The organism is Actinomadura citrea, assembly GCF_013409045.1.
GTDB lineage: Bacteria > Actinomycetota > Actinomycetes > Streptosporangiales > Streptosporangiaceae > Spirillospora > Spirillospora citrea.
Map to the genome: position 1 here is coordinate 6,544,974 of NZ_JACCBT010000001.1, position 20,329 is coordinate 6,565,302.

Here is a 20,329-nt window from a genome sequence, read left to right on the forward strand (position 1 = left end):
TCCGGCAGCTGGAACACCGAACCGGATACATCGGTGAAACGTCAGAACTAACGCGATATCGTGCCCGCCTGAGGTTGGGGGCGGATCCCCTGCGGGGGTCAGCCCGGCGATCGCCGGCACGGGGCCCCGCGAGCGGGTCCGGCGCACAATGTCGCGGACATCACTGCGGGTCACTGGAGGGTCAGATGCCGGATGCCGCTCCGCTGGAGCCGGGCGATCCTAGGGCACTCGGACGGTACGAGGTCATCGGACGGTTGGGCGCCGGGGGCCAGGGCGCCGTCTTTTTGGGCAGGGCGCCGGGCGGCGGGTACGTCGCCGTCAAACTGCTGCACGCGCAGATGGCCAACGATCCGGCCGCACGCGCCCGGTTCACCCGCGAGGTCGCGGCGGCGCAGAAGGTCGAGCCCTTCTGCACGGCCCGGGTGCTGGAGGCCGACGTCCAGGGCGACCAGCCCTACGTCGTCAGCGAGTTCATCGACGGTCCGTCCCTGCACGACGTGGTCGCGCACGACGGCCCGCGGAGCGCGGCGGAGCTGGAGCGGCTCGCGATCGGCACGGTGACCGCGCTCGCGGCCATCCACGAGGCCGGGATCGTGCACCGCGACTTCAAGCCGAACAACGTCATGCTGGCCTCCGACGGCCCGCGCGTCGTCGACTTCGGCATCGCGCGGACGGTGAACTCGCAGGAGAGCGCCGTCACCGCGACCGGCATGGTGGTGGGCACGCCCGGCTACCTGGCGCCCGAGCAGCTGACCGGCGCGCCGCTCACCCCGGCGGTGGACATCTTCGCCTGGGCGGCGACCATGGTGTTCGCCGCCACCGGGCAGTCGCCGTTCGAGGCCGACACGCTGCCGGTCATCATCAACCGGATCCTCAACGAGGAGCCCGACCTGTCGGCGCTGCCCGCGGGTCCGCTGCGCGACCTGATCGGACGCTGCCTGTCCAAGGACGCGGGTCTGCGGCCCCCGGCGGCGCAACTGCTGCTGAACCTGCTCGGCCACGTCGGCGCCGCGCCCGCGAACCAGGGCGCCGGGCAGGAGGACCTGCTCAACCAGGGCACCCGGATCGCCTCGCAGCTTCCGCCGCCGCCCCCGGTGCCGCCGGCGCCGCGGCCCCGGCCGCAGCACCAGCCGATCACCCCGCCGCCGATGCCGCTGCACCAGGGCGGGATGCCCGGCCCGGCCACGCCGCCGCCGCAGCCGATCACGCCGCCGCCCATGCCGATGTACCAGGGCGGGGGGATGCCGCCGCAGACGCAGCCGCGGATGCCGATGCCCCCCGGACCGCCCGGTCCGCAGTACGGGCCGCCGCCGAAGCAGTCGAGCTCCGCCGGGCCGATCATCGCGATCGGGTGCGGCGCGCTCGCGCTGATCGTGATCCTGGTGGTCGTGGTGCTCGCCATCATCGGCGCCAACAGCGACGACGACCCGCCGACGCCGCCGGTCTACTCGCCGCCGAACACCTACACGCCGAGCGAGACGCCGACCAGCAGCACCACGGGCGGGCTGCTCGGCAACTTCACCGGCAACGGGTACCAGCCGGGCGCCGGATCCGGCCACACCTCCTTCAGCGTCAAGTTCTCCCTGCTGTACTCCAGCGGCGTCGCGACGTACACCTATCCGTCCGGTGCCCAGGACAACTGCTACACCCGGCTGTCGCTGCTGTCCGGCGACGAGAACAGCTCGAAGGTCGAGTACCGGGAGACGCCGATGGCGGGGATGGACCCGAAGGAGTGCGCGTCCGGGTACGTCACGTTCATCCCGTCCTCCGGCGGCACCTCGATGCGGTGGGAGTGGCGCCAGAGCCAGTCCGAGACGAGCGCGACCGCCTACGGGACCGTGTCCAAGGCATGACCGAGGTCGCCCCCCTCCGCAAGGGCGACCCCTCCCGGCTCGGCGCGTACCGGCTGACCGGCCTCCTCGGCGAGGGCGGGCAGGGCGCCGTCTACCTCGGGGAGGACGAACCGGGCCACCGGGTCGCCGTGAAGCTGCTGCACGCGCGCTTCAGCGGCGACCCGAAGGCCCGCTCGCGGTTCGCGGCCGAGGTCGCGGTCGCCAAGCGGGTGTCGGCGTTCTGCACGGCCCGCGTCCTGGACTCCGACGTCGAGGGCGACCGCCCCTACATCGTCAGCGAGTACATCGACGGGCCGGCGCTGTCGCGGGTCCTGGCGCAGGACGGTCCGCGGCGCGGCGCCGACCTGGACCGGCTGGCGATCGGGACGATGACGGCGCTCGCCGCGATCCACCAGGCGGGGGTCGTGCACCGCGACTTCAAGCCCGCCAACGTCCTGCTCGCGCCGGACGGCCCGCGGGTGATCGACTTCGGTATCGCGCGGGCGCTGGACGCCACCGGGACCATGTCGAGCACGGCGGTCGGCACCCCCGCCTACATGGCGCCCGAGCAGATCTCCGGGGCGCGGGTCGGGCCGCCCGCCGACGTGTTCGCGTGGGGCGCCACGATGGCGTACGCGGCGAGCGGGCGGCCGGCGTTCGGGCAGGACTCCATCCCCGCGGTGATGCACCGCATCCTGAACCTGCCGCCCGAGCTCGGCGACCTTCCCGAGCCGCTGCGCGGCATCGTGGCGAACTGCCTCAGCAAGGACCCGGCGCTGCGTCCCGCCTCCCAGATGGTCCTGGCGCACCTGCTGGCGCTGGCGGGCAGCCTCCCCCAGCCGGGCGCCCAGCAGAACGACGCCCTGATGCTCACCCAGGGCGCCCAGACGGCGGCCACCGAGTCCGCACGGCTGCGGACGCAGACACCGCAGCCCTTCCAGGCCGGCCCTCCGGTGCCGCAGACGCCGCCGTACACGCCCCCGCACACCTCACCGCACACGCCTCCGCACGCGCCGCCGCCCATGCCCGGCGCGGGGTGGCCCTCACCGGCCCCGCCGCCCAACGGCGACACACCCGCGACGTGGCCGTCCGTCTCCGCTCCGGGGGTCGACTTCACCAAGCCGTCCGGAGGCGGAAAGGGGCCCCGCATCGGCGTTCTCGCCAGCGTGGGGGGCGCCGCGCTGGCCGTGCTGGTTCTCGCCTCCGGCGTGGCCTGGGTCCAGCTCCGCGGGGACGGCGACCATGGCTCGACGGCCACGCGCGGACGGGTCGGCGGGACGCTGCCCATCGCGATGTCGACGCCGACCGCCACCGACGGCGGCTTCGACCCCTCCCGCGCCCTCGGCGGCACCGAGCGGTTCCTCAGCAAGCAGCTGTTCACCGGCCTCACCGAGGTCGGCGCCGACGGCACCGCCCGCCCCCGGCTCGCGACGGCGATCACGCCGGACGCCGAATGCCGCACGTGGACCATCTCGCTCAAGTACGGGACGACCTTCACCAACGGCGAGGCCGTCGACGCGCACGCGTTCGCCCGCGGCTGGGCGCGCAGCGCGGCGGACAAGACCGGCCCCGCGTCCTACCTGATGACCGACATCGAGGGGTACTCCTCGGTGTCGGGAAGCGGGACCGGGCTGCTGTCCGGGGTCACGGTGGTCTCGGGCACCGCGCTCGAAGTCGAGCTCACCTCCCCCAACTGCGACTTCGCGGCCCGGCTGTCCGAACCGGCGTTCATGCCCGTCCCGGAGGAGGCGGGCAAGGTCGACAACGCGGCGTTCAACACCCGTCCCATCGGCAACGGCCCGTTCAAGCTGCAGGACTACCGCAAGGGTGCGTCGGTCTCGCTCGTCCGCAACGACCGCTGGGCGTTCGGCAAGACCAGGCTGGACGGCGTCACCGTGACGCTGACCGACGATTCCGCCAAGGGGCGCGCCGCCTACACGGCCGGGCAGACCGACTGGTACGCGGTGGGCACCGAGAATCTGGCCTCGACTCCGAGGACGGGCCTGGTCTCCCATCCCGCGCCGTTCACCCGGATGCTCGTCCCGATCACCGCCCGGGGCCCGATGAAGTCGAAGGAGGCCCGGCAGGCCGTCTCCTACGCCCTCGACCGGAGCAAGCTCAGCCTGGCTCTCGGCGGGTTCCACGAGCCCGCACACGGCATCGTCCCGGTTCCGGTTCCCGGGTTCGGCGGGCGCGGTGTCTGCCCGTCCTGCGACGCGACGGACCCCGAGAAGGCCAAGATGCTGGCCACGCAGGCCGGGTTGGGGACGGACACGCCCGTCCGGCTGTACTACCGCCAGTCGCCCGTCGACCAGAGCCTCGCCACGGTCGTCAGTTCGCAGCTGAAGTCGGCGCTGGGCCTGGAGGTCGAGATGAAGTCCTACCCCGTCTCCGAGTTCACGAAGTACCGCGACGACGTCATGTCCAAGGACTCGTCCGGGCTGGCCTTCCTCCCCTACGGTCCGGACTACCCGGGCGCCTACACGATGCTGTGGCCCCTGCTGGGCGGCGGCGAGGCGAGCGACACGGGCTTCTACAACCTGGGCAAGTGGAGGAACGACACCTTCGACCAAACGGTCTCCAGGGCGCTCAGGACGACGGCGCCGGACGACCGGACCGGCCTGTTCAGGCAGGCGGAGAAGGTGGCGCTGGACGACATGGCCCTCATCCCGCTGCTCAACGACACTCGCGTCGCCATGGTCCGGCCCGGCAGGTACGTCGGGCTGGAGCCCGACTACGACGGCGACCCCACCGTGGCGACCGCCGCGCTCAAGTAGCGGTGGCGACCGCCGCGCTCAAGTAGCCGCGGCGGCCGCCGGGCTCACGCGGCCGGCAGGCCCGGGGGGAGGCGGACGGTGACGATCAGCCCGCCGCCCGGCCGCGGCGCCGCGTAGACGGCGCCGCGGTGCGCCAGCACCACCGAGCGGACGATCGACAGGCCGAGCCCCGCGCCCTTGGCGGACTCGACGCGGTCGGCGTTCAGCCGCCGGAACGGCTCGAACAGCCGCTCCACCTCGTAGGCGGGCACGACGGGCCCGGTGTTCTCGACCTGGACGGTGGCGTAGCCCTCCAGCATGCCGGTGCGGATCCACAGCTCGCCGCCGTCCTCGACGTTGTGCTTGATCGCGTTCTCGACGAGGTTGGACACCAGGTGCTCCAGCAGGACCGGGTCGCCGAGCGCCGTCCCGGAGGTCAGCTCCGGGTGGACGGCGACGTCGTGGTCGTGGTCGCGGCGGGCCGACTGCTCCAGCACCGTCGCCGCCACCTCCGCCAGGTCGACCGGCGTGCGGGCGGTCAGCTCCCGCTCGCTGCGGGCGAGCAGCAGCAGCCCCTCGATGAGCCGCTCGTGCCGGGCGTTGGTCGCCAGCAGCGTCCGGCCGACGGCGCGCAGGTCGTCGGAGACCTCCGGGTCGCCGAGCGCGACCTCCAGCAGCGTCCGGTTGATCGCGAGCGGGGTGCGCAGCTCGTGCGAGGCGTTCGCGACGAACCGGCGCTGGGTGTCGAACGCCTGCCCGAGCCGCTCCAGCATCGCGTCGAACGTGTCGGCCAGCTCCTTGATCTCGTCGTCCGGGCCCTCCAGCGCGATCCGCTCGTGCAGCGTGCTCTCCGACAGCCGGCGCGCGGTGGTGGTGACCCGCTGCAGGGGGCTGAGCGCCCGGTCGGCGACGAACCAGCCGAGCACCAGCGTGATGACGCCCACTCCGCCGAGCGCGAGCAGCGACCGGCCGACGAGCTGGCGCATCGTCTGCTCGACGAACTGGCGCTGCAGCTCGGCCGCCTCCGCGTCGGAGATGCCGAAGCCGATCACCTTGACGTTGCCGAGGATGTTGGCCATCAGGACCGACATCACGAACAGCAGCAGCGCGCCCGCCATGAAGAACAGCAGCCCGTACAGCAGGGTGAGGCGCAGCCGCACGCTCATCCGGCCCGGCATCACGGTCATCTGGGCGAACGGCCCGCCGCCCTCGCCGCGCCACATGCCCTTCGCGGCCGGGTGCGGCTGGGGGACCTGCTGCGGGCCGGGGCGGCGCCACCGCCCGCCGCGCCGGCCCCCGGCGTCGCCGGGGTCGCCGGGAAGCGCGGTCGGTTGCGTGGCCTGCGGGCCGCCCTCCTGGGGCGGGTTCGAGCGGGCGGCCTCGCCGTCCGGCCCGTCCGGGCGGTCCTGGGGTGCGGTCTCCTCGGTCACAGGCGGTATCCCACGCCGGGCACGGTCTCGATCACCGGGGGGTCGCCGAGCTTCTTGCGCAGCGTCATCATCGTGACCCGGACCACGTTGGTGAAGGGGTCGATGTGCTCGTCCCACGCCTTCTCCAGCAGGTGCTCGGAGCTGACGACGGCGCCGTCGGCGCTGAGCAGCACCTCCAGCACCGCGAACTCCTTGCGGGTCAGCTCCACCGGGCGGCCGTCGCGCGCGACCTCGCGGCGGGCCGGATCGAGGGTGATCCCGGCGCGCTCCAGGACGGGCGGCAGCGGCGCGGCGGCGCGCCGGCCGAGGGCGCGCACCCGGGCGATCAGCTCGGCGAACGCGAACGGCTTGGCCAGGTAGTCGTCGGCCCCGATGGACAGGCCCTCGACCCGGTCGTCCAGCTCCCCCGCCGCCGTCAGCATGATGATCCGCGCCGGGTAGCGCTGCGCCACGAGCTGCTTGCAGACGTCGTCGCCGTGCACCTTGGGCAGGTCCCGGTCCAGCACGATCACGTCGTACTCGTTGACGCTCGCCCGCTCCAGCGCGCCCGCGCCGTCGTAGGCCACGTCCACGGCCAGCGTCTCCCTGCGCAGACCGGTGGCGATCGCGTCGGCGAGCACGCGCTCGTCCTCGACGACTAGAACACGCAAAGGGTCCCCCTTCTCGTCGGGCGCGGCCGGCCCCGCACCCGGAACATTGCCCGCTTCACATATGCCATGGAGGCCGTAAGACGCCCGTAAGCAGCTGTTCCTCTCCCGGTACGCCAGATCGCGATCTCGCGGACGCAAGGATCTGCGAAAATTGCATCGCAAGTCAGGTTTACCTTCAGCCTAGGCCTGGGTAGGCATGGGCACGATCCGGGAGGAGGCCCATGGGCGAGTTGACACGCATGATCCAGCAGCGGCTCGACGACGCGTACGCGTCGCTGCGGAGCGCCCACCAGGATGGGGACACCTACCTGGCGGACATCCGCCAGGAGGAGATCGACGACCTGCGCCGGATCGCAGCGAACAACGACATCGGCGTCGAACCGCCCCGCTGCGACTGACCCCGCCGTCGCAAGGCGCTGTCCGTGACGGGGAGCCCGGGACCTGGTCCCGGGCTCCCCGTTCCGGTTTCCCCCGCTCGCGTCAGTCCCTGGCCGGGTCGAGCGGGGCCAGCAGGTCGTGCAGGGCCTCGAACGTGCCCGGGCCGGCGGCGATGGTCAGCTCCGGGCCGGGGGCCGCGCCGTGCAGCCCCTCGACGCGCCCGCCCGCCTCCCGGACGATCAGCCCGCCGGCGGCGATGTCCCACGCCTGGACGCCGCGCTCGTAGTAGGCGTCCGCGCGCCCGGCCGCGAGGGAGCACAGGTCGACGCAGCACGACCCGCCCCGGCGGATGTCGCGGATGTTCGGCAGCACCCCGGTGAGGACCTCCGCCTGCCTCGCCCGCCGTCCCGCCTCGTAGCCGAACCCGGTGGACACCAGCGCGCGGCCGAGCGGTACGTGCGCGTTCACGCGGAGCTCGCGGGTGCCCGCCGCCGTGTGCTGGACGGCGCCGCCGCCGAGCACCGCAGTGCAGGTCTCGCCGCGGCGCGGGATCTCCACCACCCCGACGACGGCCTCGCCGTCCACCTCGGCGGCGATGCTGACCGCCCAGTCGGGCAGGTCGTAGAGGTAGTTGACGGTCCCGTCGATGGGGTCGACCACCCAGCGCACGCCGCTGGCGCCGGCCTGGGTGCCGCCCTCCTCGCCGAGGAACCCGTCGCCGGGGCGCACCGCCCTGATCCGCTCGATGATCAGCTTTTCGGCGGCGCGGTCCATCTGGGTGACGACGTCGGTCGGGGACGACTTGGTCTGGACGACGTCCGGGCCGCCCGCGGGGCGCTGGTCGACCAGCATCCGGCCGGCCTCGCGGGCGGTCGCCACGGCCAGCTCCAGCAGCTCCTCGGCCAGGCTCATGAGGCCCCTTCCAGGAGGTGGCGGGGCAGGGCGGCGAAGCGCGGGTCGGTCGCGGGCGTGGCGGCGCGCTCGAAGGCGAGTCCGAGCTCGGCGGCCAGGTCCGCGGCCTCGACGTCGAGGTCGTACCTGACCTCCATGTGGTCGGAGACGAACCCGATCGGCACGACCGCCACGGCGCGGACGCCCCGGCCGTGCAGCTCCTCCAGGTGATCGGTGATCTGCGGATCCAGCCACGGCTGGCTCGGCGGCCCGCTCCGGCTCTGGTACACCAGGTCCCAGGGCGCCCCCGGGGCGGCCCGCCGCGCGACCGTCTGCGCGGCGGTGTGCAGCTCCGCGGCGTACAGCTCCTGGTTGGGCTGGGACAGCGGCACGCTGTGGGCGGTGAAGACCAGCCGCGCGCCCTCGGGGAGGCGGCTCAGCGCGTCCTTGGTCGCGTCCACGAACGGCTCGACGAAACCGGGGCGGTCCGCGTAGACCGGGAGCTTGTCGATCTCGGGGGCGCCCGGCACCTCCTCGCGGGCGCGCGCGATGTCCTCGAGGTACTGGTCGTTCGTCGAGTAGCCGCTGTAGGCGGACGTGACGAACGCGGCCGCGCGCCGGATCCCGTCCTCCTCCATCTGCCGGAGGGTGTCGGCGAGATAGGGGTCCCAGTTCCGGTTGCCCCAGTACACGGGCAGGTCCACGCCGTTGGCGGCGAAGTCCGCCTCGATCGCGGCCTTGAGGTCCCGGCACTGCTGGTTGATCGGGCTGACCCCGCCGAACAGGAAGTAGTGCTCCCCCACCTCCTCCAGGCGCTCCTTGGGGATGTTGCGGCCCCTGGTGACGTTCTCCAGGAACGGGATCACCTCTTCGGGCCCTTCCGGCCCTCCGAAGGACAGCAGAAGCAACGCGTCATACGACGTCATGCGTCCATCCAATCAGCCCGGGGCCCGACTCCCGGCCAGGGGTGCGCTCACTCGTAGCGCGCCGAGTAGGCCTTCGCCAGGTTAAGGACTTTCTGCACGTACCAGTCGGCGTGGTTGTACTGCCAGACGGCCCGGTAGAGCTGCTGCCCGCCCCGGCCGGCTCCGTTCGCGCACAGGTACTTGGCCGCTCCCGGGATGGCGTCGTAGGGGTTCATGATGTCGGCCTCGCCGTCGCCGTCGCCGTCCACCCCGTACGCCTTCCACGTCGAGGGCAGGAACTGCATCGGGCCGAGGGCGCCCGCGCTGGAGCGGCCGGCGTTGCGCCCGTGGTCGCTCTCGACCTGGCCGATCGCGGCGAGGACCGTCCAGGACAGGCCGCGGCAGCTCCTGGCCGCCTGATTGTAGAGGTCCAGGTAGCTGCCCGGGCGGCCGCCGTCCGCCGGCGTCTGGTACTTGCCCTCGTGCAGGTTCAGCACGCTCGTGCCGGGGCCGAGGACCTTGCCGACGGCCTTGACGACCTTGTCGGGGTCCACCCCGGGGGCGTTGACGAGGACGGCCACGTTGGGGACGAGCCCCATCTCCTCCCCGGACTTCCTGCTGACGAGCATGTCGATCCCGGGCAGGCCGAGCGGCCCGGAGCCGCCCATGGTCAGCTTCGGCATCGTCCGCGCCACCACGGGGTACTGGTAGCCGCGGTTGAGCTGGAGCTGCTGGGCGGCGGCGGGCGACACCACGAACTGGTTCCCGGCCAGGGCGGCCCACAGGTCGGTCTTCTTCGCCGTCGCGGGCGGTGTCCAGGAGCGGAACGCCGACGGGTCCACGGCGAGCGCGTTCACCTGGCGGCCCTGGAGCTGGACCGCGCCGCCCGCGACGGCCGCCACGTCCCCGACCCTGCCGAGTTTCGCGATCCGGTCGATCTTGGCGGCGGGGATCGAGGCGGTGCCGACGGCGAGCACGTCCGGCGGCACGACGCGGCGCAGCGGCGCGACCTGGCCGCCGGTGGCCACGTTGACGGGGTCGCCGGGCCGCACGCTCGGAGGGGCCGCCTCCTGCGGCGAGTCGGCCCCGGCCGGATCCGCCTTCTCCGTGGTCAGCGCCGCGTAGACGCCACCGGAGGTGCTGGCGACGGCCAGGACGGCGATACCGCCGATGAGGAACGGCAGCGCCCGGCCGCCCCGCCGCGGTCCCGCGTTCCTCCCCCGCGGATTCCGCTGCTTCTTCTCGGGTCGCGACCGGTGCGGACGGGTGGCGGGCGACTCATCACCGCCGATCACGCCGGTGCGCGGAGTTGAAGGAGGAGCCACAACATTTCCCCACGAGTCTCGCTACGGACGGTTAGCCTGCCGTGGTTACCGGATCGTACGGTATCGCCGACTCTGTGCCCCCGTTCGGGCCGTCCAAAAATGTGAACTTTCCTCACGATCGAATCCTGAGTAGAGTCACCGCATGTCCCCAGTGACCAACCGGACGTGGCAGAACTGGGCGGGAAACCAGCAGGCCACGCCGCACCGCGTCGCCACGCCGCGCACCGCAGACGAGGTGGCCGCCGCGGTCCGGTCGGCCGCCGGCGACGGCCTCACGATCCGCATGACCGGCACAGGGCACTCCTTCACCGGCGCCGCCGTCGCCGAGGGCGTCCTGCTCCGCCCCACCGCGCTCACCGCGGTCCGCTCCGTCGACACCGCGACGGGGCTCGTCACCGTCGAGGCGGGCCTGCCGCTGCACGCGCTCAACCGCCTTCTGGAAGACCACGGCCTCGCGCTGGCCAACATGGGCGACATCCAGGAGCAGACCGTCGCGGGCGCGTTGCAGACCGCCACGCACGGAACGGGCCGCGACGCCGCCGGGCTCGCCTCCCAGGTCGCCGCCCTGGAGCTCGTCCTCGCCGACGGCACCGTGGCGAGCTGCTCACGCGAGGAGCGTCCCGACCTGTTCGCCGCGGCCCTCGCCGGGCTCGGCGCGCTCGGCGTCGTCACCGCCATCACCTGGCGGACCGTCCCGGCGTTCCTGCTGCGCGCGCAGGAGGCGCCCATGAAGTGGGACGAGGTCCTCGCGCGCGTGGACGAGTTCGACGCCGCCAACGAGCACTTCGAGTTCTACTGGTTCCCGCACACCGAGGGCTGCCTGACCAAGCGCAACAACCGCGTCGAGGGCCCCGCGCAGCCGCTGTCGAAGTTCAGGCACTGGCTGGACGACCGGTTCCTGTCGAACACGGTCTTCGGGGCCGTCAACAGGGTCACCCACCGGGCGCCCGCCGCGTCGCCCTTCGTGAACGGCGTCTCCGCCAAGGCGCTCGGGGCCCGCACCTACAGCGACACCTCGTACAAGATCTTCACCAGCCCGCGCACGGTCCGCTTCAAGGAGCAGGAGTACGCGATCCCGCGCGAGGCGCTCGTCCCCGCGCTGCGCGAACTCCGTGCCCTGTTCGCCAGGCGGGACTGGCGGATCAGCTTCCCCATCGAGGTCCGGCTGCTTCCCTCCGAGGACGCCTGGCTGTCGATGGCGCACGGGCGGCAGAGCGCGTTCATCGCCGTGCACGTCTACCACCGCGATCCGCACGAGGACTACTTCCGCGGCGTCGAGGACCTTCTGACCGGGCTCGACGGCCGCCCGCACTGGGGCAAGCTCCACACCCGCGACGCCGCCTACCTGGAGAAGGTGTACCCCCGGTTCGGCGACTTCCGCGCCCTGCGGGACGAACTGGACCCCGACCGCCGCTTCGCCAACCCCTACACGAGGCAGGTCTTCGGCGACTAGCCGTGCCCGACTCGTCGGCGGCCGTGCTCAGCCGCCGGGGGTGGCCCCCCGCGGGTCGGGGACGTCCTGGCCGCCGTCCTGCGGGCCCCCGGTGGTCGCCGGCGGCTCCGGCGTCGTCGGCGCCGTCGTCGGCGGCGCGGTCGTGGGCTCCTGCGTCGGCCGCTCGGCCGGCTCCGACGACGGCTGCGGTGCCGGCGAGCCCGTTCCACCGGTGGGCGCCTCGCCCGTCGGCGTGCCGCTCGGCGAGGAGCCGGGCTCCTCGCCGGTGCCTCCGGAGGGGTTCTGCGAAGGCGTGTCGGCCGGCCGCCCGCCGCCCCCGCCGTCGAGGACCTTGGTGACCGTCAGACCCTTGCCGCCCCCGCCGCCGACCGGCTTGCCGGTGCTCGCCTCGTAGATGGTGATCCCGCCGATGACGACCGCGAACACCGCCGCCGAGGAGACCACCAGCGTCACCCAGTGCGCCTTGGCCCACTCGACCGTGCTCCGCCACGCCGAGCGGCGGACGACCTGGCGCACCGCGTCCTCGCCGGCCTCCTCGGCGAACGCGGCGGCGACCGCCTGCGCCGGGTCCAGGCGCGTGGCGCCGGGATCCCCGCCGGGGTCGAGCCGCGTGGCGTTCGGGTCGCCCCCGCCGAAGACGGGGTCCAGGCGCGTGGCGCCGGGGTCGCCGGACCACACGACGGTCCGGGTCGGGTCGGCGCTCGTCGCCTCGTCGGCCGCGCCCTCGGCCATGTCCCGCCGCCGGACCGCCGACTGCAGGTGCGTCAGCTCCTTGATCTGCTCACGGCCCTGGTCGAGGTAGTGCTTGCCGACCGCCGACCCCGCCGTCGAGATCACGCTCATCAGCGCCGCGCCGATGATCGTCCCGTACACGCCCAGGAAGGACGCGCCCAGGGCGGCGACCGCCGTCGCCACCGCACTCGCGATCAGCTGCGTCGTGCTCACGTCCGGCAGCTTGCGCGGCATCGCCTGATTCACCCCTGTCTGTCGCCACGAACACCCCCGAAAGTGAACTGATCGGGAGGACGCGGGTGTTCCTGCCCAAGACGTGACACTCGCAACGTCGAAGCGGCGGGACGTTCGCGGCCTCGTCAGGAACGGTGTGGAAAAGGATGGACAAGAATCGAGCAGAGCGGCCCCCCGCCGGTCGCGGCACCGGCAAGCTTGGTCAGGTGCCCTCTTCGACCTCGTGAAGAGGGCTTCGAGAGCGGCGATGTTCGGACATGCCGGGTACGGTGCTGGCAGCAGGTGTGTCCGAAAGAGAGACTCGGGAACCCGGGGGAAGGGCACGCATGCGCCCTCGGTGGGCATCGGACGGCCGACCGGTGAAGAGCACGGTCGCGCGGTCCGGCGTCCTCCGTGCCGTCTGGACAGGGCAGGAAGGACACGCATGCAGGAGCTGCGCCTCGTCGCGGTCAGCGAGGACGGTACGTACCTCGTCCTGGCCACCGCGGGCCGAGGCACCCGGTTCACCCTGCCCGTCGACGACCGGCTCCGCGCCGCGGTCCGTGGGCACTTCTCCCGCCTCGGCCAGTTCGAGATCGAAGTGGAGAGTCCCTTGCGCCCCAAGGAGATCCAGACCCGCATCCGGTCCGGGGAGACCGCGGAGGAGATCGCCGAGTCGGCGGGCATCCCGGTCGAACGGGTCCGCTGGTTCGAGGGTCCGGTCCTGCAGGAACGCGAATACATGGCCCAGCAGGCGCAGCGCGTCACCGTCCGCCGCCCAGGCGAGTCCACGCCCGGCCCGCCGCTCGGCGAGACCGTCGAGGAGCGCCTCGGCCGCGGCGGCGTCGACCTGGAAGAGGTCGAGTGGGACTCCTGGAAGTGCGAGGACAACACCTGGCGCGTCCGGCTGTCCTTCTTCGAGGGCGGCCGCCCGCACGCGGCCGAGTGGACGTTCGACCCGCGCCGCCGGCACGTCTCCCCGCTGGACGAGGTCGCCGCCCGGCTCACCTCCGTCGAGTGGGACGACGACGACGCGCTCTCCGACACCGTCACGCCGCTCGTCCCGCGCCGTCCCGCCATGAAGGTCGTCTCCAGCGACCGCGACGCCCTTCCCGGCGGCCGCGGGCTGCCCGCGCGCGGCCTGCCCGCCGAGCCCGAGCAGGGCGCCCCCGAGCCGCTGCGCGCCGCGGAGCCCCGCGCCTACATCGTCGAACGCGGCCGCATGGTCGACCCGCGGCCCGCCTTCCGGGAGGCGTCCGAGCCGCCTTCCCTGCGCGAGGCCGCCCCGCCCCGTCCGGCCGCGCACGCCCCCGAGCCGCCCCGTCCCGGCCCGCCGGTCGAGGAGGCGGCTCCGGAGGCGCCCTTCGCCGAGCCGCGCGCCGACGAGGCCGCCCTGCCCGTCCAGAGCGAGGAGCCGCACGGCGCTGCGGCCGGGCCCGAGCCGGCGGAACCCGCCGACTCCTCCGGCGAGGACGTGGGCGACCTGGCGAGCGAGACGGCCGCCGGGAACGACGACACGGCCGCTGTCACGGACGAAGCGCGGCCTGCCGAGGCCGCCGAGGAGCCGGAGGACGAGGCTCCGGCTCCCGAGGAGATCGAAGCGCTCGACGCCGACGACCCGGAAGCGCTCCGGGAGGAGGAGCACGCGGCCGCCGAACCGGCCGAGCCGGCTCTCCCAGAGCAGGCGGGCGCCGACCACGAGGCGGACGAAGCGCACGAGGTCGACGAAGCGCGCGAAGCGGTCGGCGAGGCACCGGAGGTCGCGAAGGCGCCCGAACCTGTCCAGGCCGCCCCCGCGGCGGAGCCGGAGGAGCCGGCCGAGCCCGCCGAGACGCCGCAGGCCCCGGCCGCCGCCCGGCCGCGGGTCGAGGCCGACGCGCCCCGCGTCCCGGAGGCCGAGCAGGACACCGCACCCGTCCGCGCGCCCGCCCCGTCCCGCGCGCCCGCCGCGTCCCGTGAGGCCGCAGCGGAGGGCAAGCCCGTGGCTCCGCCGCGGCAGCCCGCGCGGCCGCCCGCCAAGAAGAAGCCGGCGGCCCGGCCCACCATGCCCGCCGCCGCTCAGGACAAGCCGGCCACCGGCTCTCCCGCCGCCGCCGCGGCGGCCGGAGAGCCCGCGGGCGCGCAGCGTCCGGCCCGGCGCCGCAAGGCCAAGGGCAAGCGCGCCTCCGTCCCGTCCTGGGACGAGATCATGTTCGGTGCCCGCCGGCCTGAATAGGCTCGGCGCCCGCACCGGGCGGCCCGTCCAGGAACGGGGCCAGCCACGCGGGGGTGATGGCGGCGGCGAGGGCCACGGCGTCCTCCTCGGACATGTCCGTCGCCGAGCAGCCCCCGTCGCCCGCGCCCACCGCCGCGAAGAGGCTGGCGAGGCCCAGCCTGCGCTGGAAGAGCGTCTGGCGGACCCGCCAGCCGATGACGGCCGAGTGCTCGACGACGACCTGGCGGCGGCGCAGGGAGCCCGACCGGACGGTGAGGCGCTCCCCGTCGCTGGCGTGGCCCAGCTGGCGGTAGCGGTCCAGCCCCAGCGGCACCGCGAGGACGGCGATCACGGCGCACGCCACCGCCACCCAGGGCTGCCCCGCGAGGACCGCCAGGACGGCGACGCCCGCCGGGGGCGCCACCGCGCGGACGACGCGGCGGCTCCGCGCGGCCGGCGGGTGCGCGGTCAGCGGCCCGGGGACGTTCCCGACGACGCGCGCGGCGAGGGCCTCGGCCGCCGCCCGGGGCGCGGCGGGCAGCAGCCGTCCCCGCTGGGCGGCGTCCCCCAGCCCGGTGATGAGGGCGCCGAGGCGCGTCACGCCCGCCGCGCGCTCGAACGGGTTGTCGGCGAGCTCGACGCCCCGCAGCCGGCGGCGTTCGAGGGAGACGCTGCGGCGGGTGAGCAGCCCGCGCTCGGCGACGACGGACCCGTCCCGCTCGTGCACGGTGAAGTCCCAGTTGAAGAGGGTGAAGGCGATCACTGACATGACGGGCATGGCGATCAGGGTGAGGATGGCCAGCGCCAGGACCACGACGGTGGGCAGGCCCACCACGTCGTGGCCGAGGCTCTCCACGCGCTCCCGCGTGATGAGCCCGAGGTCGTCGCCGAGGTTGTAGACGGTGCCGAGGAGGCTGCCCGCCAGCGCGAACGGCGTCAGCAGGTAGGCGCCGCTGAGCGGGGCGTACAGGTACCAGCGGCGCCGCATGCGGCCGAGGGCGCGCCGGGGCGGAGCCGGGGCGTCCCGGGCGAGCAGGACGCCGCGCAGCCGTTCGGCCTCGGTGCGGGAGACCGCGTTCAGCTCCCCCTCGCCGCCGTCCGCTCCGGCGTCGATGTGCACGATCGCCAGCCCGAGCAGGCGGTGCGGGAGGGACGCGCTGATGTCCACGCCCCGGATCCGGTCGCGCGGGATGCTCTTGACCGACCGCCCGATGAGCGCGCGCCGGAACTCGATGCGGTCCTCGTGCAGGACGTAGGTGAACGTCACCCAGTTCGCGGCGTGGAAGAGCAGCCCGAAGGCCAACCCCACGAGCGTGAAGTAGAACGCGGTGGAAAGCCCGCCCACGAGCAGGCCCGTCGCGCCGGCGGCGAGGAGCGCTAGGAGCTCGCGGACGGCGCCGACCACGAAGGTGAGCGGATGCAGGCGTGCGGTCACGTGGCGTCGTCGCGGAGGTCGTGCGCGCGGTGCGCGAGGTCTTCGGCGAGGCGCGTCGCCGCGGAGACGGGCAGGCCCGAGAGCTCCGAGGAACCGGTGTGGGAGGCGGTGTTCACCTCGATGGTGGCGAGGCCGAGCATCCGTTCGATCAGGCCCTGCTTGCTGTCGACCGTCTGGATCCGCCCGACGGGCACCAGCAGCCATTCGCGGCTGAACCAGCCCGTCCGCGTGTAGACGACGTCGGAGCTGACCTCCCAGCGGTGGACGCGGTACCGCCACACGGGCGCGACCGTGACCATGAGCAGCCCCGCGGCGCCGACGATGTAGGGGAGCCAGCCGATCCGGCCGGTCAGCCAGGCGGGCAGCGCGTCCAGGCCGGCGTCTCCGACCCAGGCGGCCACGCCGAGGGCGAGGCCGAACGCCAGGCCCCACAGCAGCAGGTACTCGATGGCCCACTGCGCGATCGCGCGGGGCGAGACCCGGTGTTCGGGCGGCCGCAGACGCGGCGGGTGCGGCCGCCCGCCGTCCCTCCGGCGACCGCGCCGCACCGACGTCACACCGCGAGTCTAGAGCGCCGGAGGCGCCCTCCCGCCGCCCCGCGCGGCGGGAACGGCCTGGGAACCGGCGGCACGATCGCGGGCGCTTCCTCGTTTCTGTCAGTGGTGCGTGCGAGATTTGCCGTTGGCGCATGCGAGATTGTCGGTGGCGCGTGCGAGGTTGTGGCGTGGTTCACGCCACCGACGGCGCCCTGCCTGGGGCGGCGGCAGAAAATTTGGATGCACTTGACCCGGACTCCGCCTATTTTGGCTGGTCCCCCCTGGTCGGGGCCCCGGCGTCCGGCAACCGAGTCCTAGGAGATCCCATGACCCACGCGATCCAGGCGGACGGCCTGGAGAAGCGGTTCGGTGAGACCCGGGCGCTGGACGGCGTCTCCCTCACCGCCGAGGCCGGAACGGTGCTCGGCGTGCTGGGGCCGAACGGCGCCGGCAAGACGACCATGACCCGGATCCTCGCCACGCTGATCGAGCCGACCGGCGGCACCGCCCGGGTCGGCGGGTTCGACGTGGTGAAGGACGCGCACAAGGTGCGGCAGCTGATCGGGCTCACCGGCCAGTACGCCGGGGTCGACGAGATGCTGACCGGCACCGAGAACCTCGTCCTGATCGGGCGGCTGCTCGGGCTGCCGCGCCGTGAGTCCAGGGCGCGCGCCGCCGAACTGCTGGAGCGCTTCCAGCTGACCGACGCCGCCGAGCGCGCCGCCAAGACCTACTCGGGCGGGATGCGCCGCCGCCTCGACCTGGCCGCGAGCCTCGTGGGGCGCCCGCAGATCCTGTTCCTGGACGAGCCGACCACGGGCCTCGACCCGCGCAGCCGGAACGGCCTCTGGGACATCGTCCGCGGCCTCACCGACGACGGCGTCACCGTGCTGCTCACCACGCAGTACCTGGAGGAGGCCGACCAGCTGGCCGACGACATCATCGTCATCGACCGCGGCCAGGCCATCGCGCACGGCACGTCCGACATGCTGAAGGCCCAGGTCGGCGGGCAGGTGCTGGAGGTCAGGCCGGTCGACGCGGCCGACGTGGCGGCGGTGGAGCGCATCGTCGGCGAGCTGGCCGAGGCCGTCCCGGAGGTCCGCGACGACATGGTCAGCGCGCCGATCACCGACCCGCAGCTGATGCCGGCCGTGGTCCGCCGCCTCGACGAGGCGGGCGTCGCCGTCGGCGAGCTGTCACTGCGCAAGTCCAGCCTGGACGAGGTGTTCTTCGCCCTCACCGGCCACCACACCGACGACATCGACGCCGAGGCCGGCGAGCTGCAGAAGCAGGCCGACAAGGAAGGTGCCTCCGCATGACCACCGCGACGCTCGCGCCGCAGGACCTGTCGAAGCGGGTCGCGCCGGGCACGGCCCTGCGCAACACGGTCACGCTGGCCTGGCGCAACCTGGTCCAGATCAAGCACAACCCGATGGAACTGCTCGACCTGTCGATCCAGCCCATCATGTTCGTACTGCTGTTCGCCTACGTGTTCGGCCCGCCGATGGCGGGCAGCGTCGAGGCGTACCTGCCGATCGTGATCCCCGGCATCATCGCCCAGAACGCCCTGTTCGCCGGGATGAGCACCGGGTTCGGGCTGAACACCGACATCACCAAGGGCGTGTTCGACCGGTTCCGGAGCCTGCCGATCGCGCGCAGCGCCCCGCTCGCCGGGCGGATCATCGCCGACACCGTCAAGCAGGCGTGGTCGATGGCGATCCTGCTGCTGGTCGGGTTCGCGATCGGCTTCCGGGTGGAGACGAACGTGCTGGCCGTGATCGGCGCGTTCCTGCTGCTGCTGGCCTTCGCGGTCCTGTTCTCCTGGACGTCGGTCTTCATCGCGATGAAGGTCAACGAGCCGGAGAAGGTGCAGATCTTCGGCTTCGTGGTGATCTTCCCGCTGAGCTTCCTCAGCACCGCGTTCATCCCGTCCACGAAGGGCATCCCCGGCTGGCTGGCGTTCTGCATGGACAACAGCCCGGTCACGCAGCTGGTGGAGGCGATGCGCGGCCTGCTGGTCGGCGGTCCCGTCCTGGAGCACGCCTGGATCGCGCTCGCGTGGGGCGTCGGCATCTCGCTGGTCTTCGCGCCCCTGTCGCTCCGCGCCTTCAAGCAGCGCGCCTGAGAACCGCGCCCGGGAAGGGGAACGCCCCGGCGGTCGGGTGACCGCCGGGGCGTTTCGCGCGGAACGGGTCAGGCCGCGTTCTGGTCGGCCTTGGCCTTCGCCTTGCCGTCGTCGAGGGCCGCGAGCTCGAAGTCGGCGCGCGGCTGCTCGATGGTCGCGAGCGAGACGGTCTCGCGCTTGAGGAACAGCGCGAGCGTCCAGTCCGCGATGACGCGGATCTTGCGGTTGAAGGTCGGGACCATCGCGCCGTGGTAGCTGCGGTGGAAGAACCACGCGGGCCAGCCCTTGAGCTTGATGCCGAGGGGGTTGGCCACGCCCTTGTGCAGGCCGAGGCCCGCGACGGCGCCGAGGTTGCCGTGCACGTAGGGCTTGAGCGTCTTGCCGCGCATCGACCTGACGATGTTGTCGCCGAGCAGCTTGGCCTGGCGGACGGCGTGCTGGGCGTTGGGCGGGCAGAACATGCCGTCCTCGGTGAGGTCCGGGATCGCGGCGTTGTCGCCCGCGGTGAACGCGCGGACGAGGCCCTCGATGGTGAGGTACTCGGTGCCCTTCACGCGGCCGCGCTCGTCCACCGGCAGATCGCCGTTGCGCACGACCGGCGACGGCTTGACGCCCGCGTTCCACACGAGGGTGCCGGCCGGGAAGCTGCTGCCGTCCGACAGCTCGATCTGGCCGTCCACCGCCGACTGCAGGAAGGTGCTCATCTTCACCGCGATGCCGCGGCCGCGCAGCTGCTCGGCGGTCCACTTGCCCATGTCGGGGCCGACCTCCGGCAGGATGCGGTCGGTCGCCTCGACCAGGACGAAGCGCAGGTCCTGCGGCGTGACCTTGCGCATGTACTTGGTGGCGTCGCGGGTCATGTCCTCAAGCTCGGCGACCGCCTCGACGCCGGCGAACCCGCCGCCGACGAACACGAAGGTCAGCGCCTTGCGGCGCAGCTCCACGTCGTCGGTCGACTCGGCGATCTCCAGCTGCTCCAGGACGTGGTTGCGCAGGTGGATGGCCTCGCCGACGGTCTTGAGGCTGATGCCGTTCTCGGCCAGCCCGGGGATGGGCAGCAGCCGCGGCACCGCGCCGGCCGCCATGACCAGGTAGTCGTAGGTGATCCGCTCCGGCGGCCCGGCCAGCGGCTGGACGATCGCCCATCGCTCGTCGTGGTTCAGCTCGGTCACGCGCGCCTTGCGGACGGTGCACTTCGGCAGCACCCGGCGCAGCGGGACGACGACGTGCCGCGGGGAGATGTTCCCGGCGGCGGCCTCGGGCAGGAACGGCTGGTACGTCATGTACGAGTTGGGGTCGACGACGGTGACCCTGACCTCGCCCCTCCTCAGCTCCCGCTTCAGCTTCTTCTGCAGGCGAAGAGCGGTGTACATGCCCACATAGCCGCCACCCACGATGAGGATGTGGGGAGCGCCGGGGGTCCCCTGGGCGGTCCTGGCCATTGCGGCCCTCCAATGTCACGGTCGGCTTGTGA

Annotated in this window: 16 protein-coding genes; 7 read left to right on the forward strand and 9 right to left on the reverse strand. The window is 73.3% G+C overall.

Going from position 1 to position 20,329, the window contains the following annotated elements; all coding sequences use genetic code 11:
• Window positions 1–185 precede the first annotated feature (185 nt).
• Window positions 186–1,853 carry a serine/threonine protein kinase gene (locus BJ999_RS30125; protein ID WP_179836390.1) on the forward strand — a complete coding sequence of 556 codons (1,668 nt, stop codon included), beginning with the start codon at window positions 186–188 and terminating at the stop codon, window positions 1,851–1,853.
• On the forward strand, window positions 1,850–4,609 hold the full coding sequence (locus BJ999_RS30130) for an ABC transporter substrate-binding protein (RefSeq protein WP_179836391.1): 2,760 nt from the start codon (window positions 1,850–1,852) through the stop codon (window positions 4,607–4,609). Before BJ999_RS30125 ends, BJ999_RS30130 begins: the two co-directional genes overlap by 4 nt.
• Window positions 4,610–4,653: 44 nt before the next feature.
• Here the strand turns inward: BJ999_RS30130 and BJ999_RS30135 are convergent, their stop codons facing one another.
• The gene (locus tag BJ999_RS30135) at window positions 4,654–6,018 is read right to left on the reverse strand and encodes a sensor histidine kinase (RefSeq protein WP_229810130.1); all 1,365 of its coding nucleotides are present in this window, start codon (window positions 6,016–6,018) and stop codon (window positions 4,654–4,656) included.
• Complete coding sequence (locus BJ999_RS30140) at window positions 6,015–6,668, reverse strand: response regulator transcription factor (RefSeq protein WP_179836392.1); 654 nt, start codon at window positions 6,666–6,668, stop codon at window positions 6,015–6,017. Before BJ999_RS30140 ends, BJ999_RS30135 begins: the two co-directional genes overlap by 4 nt.
• 221 nt (window positions 6,669–6,889) lie before the next feature.
• Here BJ999_RS30140 and BJ999_RS30145 point away from each other — a divergent pair, with 221 nt between their 5' ends.
• Complete coding sequence (locus tag BJ999_RS30145; RefSeq protein WP_179836393.1) at window positions 6,890–7,066, forward strand: hypothetical protein; 177 nt, start codon at window positions 6,890–6,892, stop codon at window positions 7,064–7,066.
• 82 nt (window positions 7,067–7,148) lie between these two features.
• Here the strand turns inward: BJ999_RS30145 and BJ999_RS30150 are convergent, their stop codons facing one another.
• The 3 genes from BJ999_RS30150 to BJ999_RS43205 are packed head-to-tail and all read right to left on the reverse strand — an operon-like array spanning window position 7,149 to window position 10,137.
• Window positions 7,149–7,958, reverse strand: coding sequence for an inositol monophosphatase family protein (locus BJ999_RS30150; protein ID WP_179836394.1), 810 nt, complete (start codon window positions 7,956–7,958; stop codon window positions 7,149–7,151).
• Window positions 7,955–8,863, reverse strand: a complete 909-nt coding sequence (locus tag BJ999_RS30155; protein WP_179836395.1) for a ferrochelatase — start codon at window positions 8,861–8,863, stop codon at window positions 7,955–7,957. The genes BJ999_RS30150 and BJ999_RS30155 overlap by 4 nt, the downstream gene beginning before the upstream one ends.
• Window positions 8,864–8,910: 47 nt before the next feature.
• Window positions 8,911–10,137, reverse strand: coding sequence for a lytic transglycosylase domain-containing protein (locus tag BJ999_RS43205; RefSeq protein ID WP_276530291.1), 1,227 nt, complete (start codon window positions 10,135–10,137; stop codon window positions 8,911–8,913).
• 172 nt (window positions 10,138–10,309) lie between these two features.
• Here BJ999_RS43205 and BJ999_RS30165 point away from each other — a divergent pair, with 172 nt between their 5' ends.
• Complete coding sequence (locus BJ999_RS30165; protein ID WP_179836396.1) at window positions 10,310–11,620, forward strand: D-arabinono-1,4-lactone oxidase; 1,311 nt, start codon at window positions 10,310–10,312, stop codon at window positions 11,618–11,620.
• 27 nt (window positions 11,621–11,647) lie between these two features.
• Here the strand turns inward: BJ999_RS30165 and BJ999_RS30170 are convergent, their stop codons facing one another.
• A complete protein-coding gene (locus tag BJ999_RS30170; RefSeq protein WP_179836397.1) occupies window positions 11,648–12,565 on the reverse strand; it encodes a hypothetical protein in 918 nt (305 codons plus the stop codon).
• Window positions 12,566–13,010: 445 nt separating this feature from the next.
• Between BJ999_RS30170 and sepH the strand changes: the two genes are divergently transcribed.
• Window positions 13,011–14,780: a septation protein SepH gene (gene sepH, locus BJ999_RS30175; RefSeq protein WP_179836398.1), complete on the forward strand. Its 1,770-nt coding sequence runs from the start codon at window positions 13,011–13,013 to the stop codon at window positions 14,778–14,780.
• Here the strand turns inward: sepH and BJ999_RS30180 are convergent.
• Both BJ999_RS30180 and BJ999_RS30185 read right to left on the reverse strand, forming a co-directional pair.
• A complete protein-coding gene (locus BJ999_RS30180; RefSeq protein ID WP_179836399.1) occupies window positions 14,752–16,194 on the reverse strand; it encodes a PH domain-containing protein in 1,443 nt (480 codons plus the stop codon). The genes sepH and BJ999_RS30180 overlap by 29 nt on opposite strands.
• The gene (locus BJ999_RS30185; RefSeq protein WP_229810131.1) at window positions 16,191–16,751 is read right to left on the reverse strand and encodes a PH domain-containing protein; all 561 of its coding nucleotides are present in this window, start codon (window positions 16,749–16,751) and stop codon (window positions 16,191–16,193) included. Before BJ999_RS30185 ends, BJ999_RS30180 begins: the two co-directional genes overlap by 4 nt.
• A gap of 305 nt (window positions 16,752–17,056) precedes the next feature.
• Between BJ999_RS30185 and BJ999_RS30190 the strand changes: the two genes are divergently transcribed.
• Together BJ999_RS30190 and BJ999_RS30195 are read left to right on the forward strand one after the other, a co-directional pair.
• Entirely contained in the window at window positions 17,057–18,049 is a 993-nt protein-coding gene (locus tag BJ999_RS30190) for an ATP-binding cassette domain-containing protein (RefSeq protein ID WP_179836400.1), read from the forward strand.
• On the forward strand, window positions 18,046–18,855 hold the full coding sequence (locus tag BJ999_RS30195; protein ID WP_179836401.1) for an ABC transporter permease: 810 nt from the start codon (window positions 18,046–18,048) through the stop codon (window positions 18,853–18,855). Before BJ999_RS30190 ends, BJ999_RS30195 begins: the two co-directional genes overlap by 4 nt.
• 68 nt (window positions 18,856–18,923) lie before the next feature.
• On the opposite strand, the gene BJ999_RS30200 is transcribed toward BJ999_RS30195, so the two are convergent.
• A complete protein-coding gene (locus BJ999_RS30200) occupies window positions 18,924–20,297 on the reverse strand; it encodes an NAD(P)/FAD-dependent oxidoreductase (RefSeq protein WP_179836402.1) in 1,374 nt (457 codons plus the stop codon).
• Window positions 20,298–20,329 lie beyond the last annotated feature (32 nt).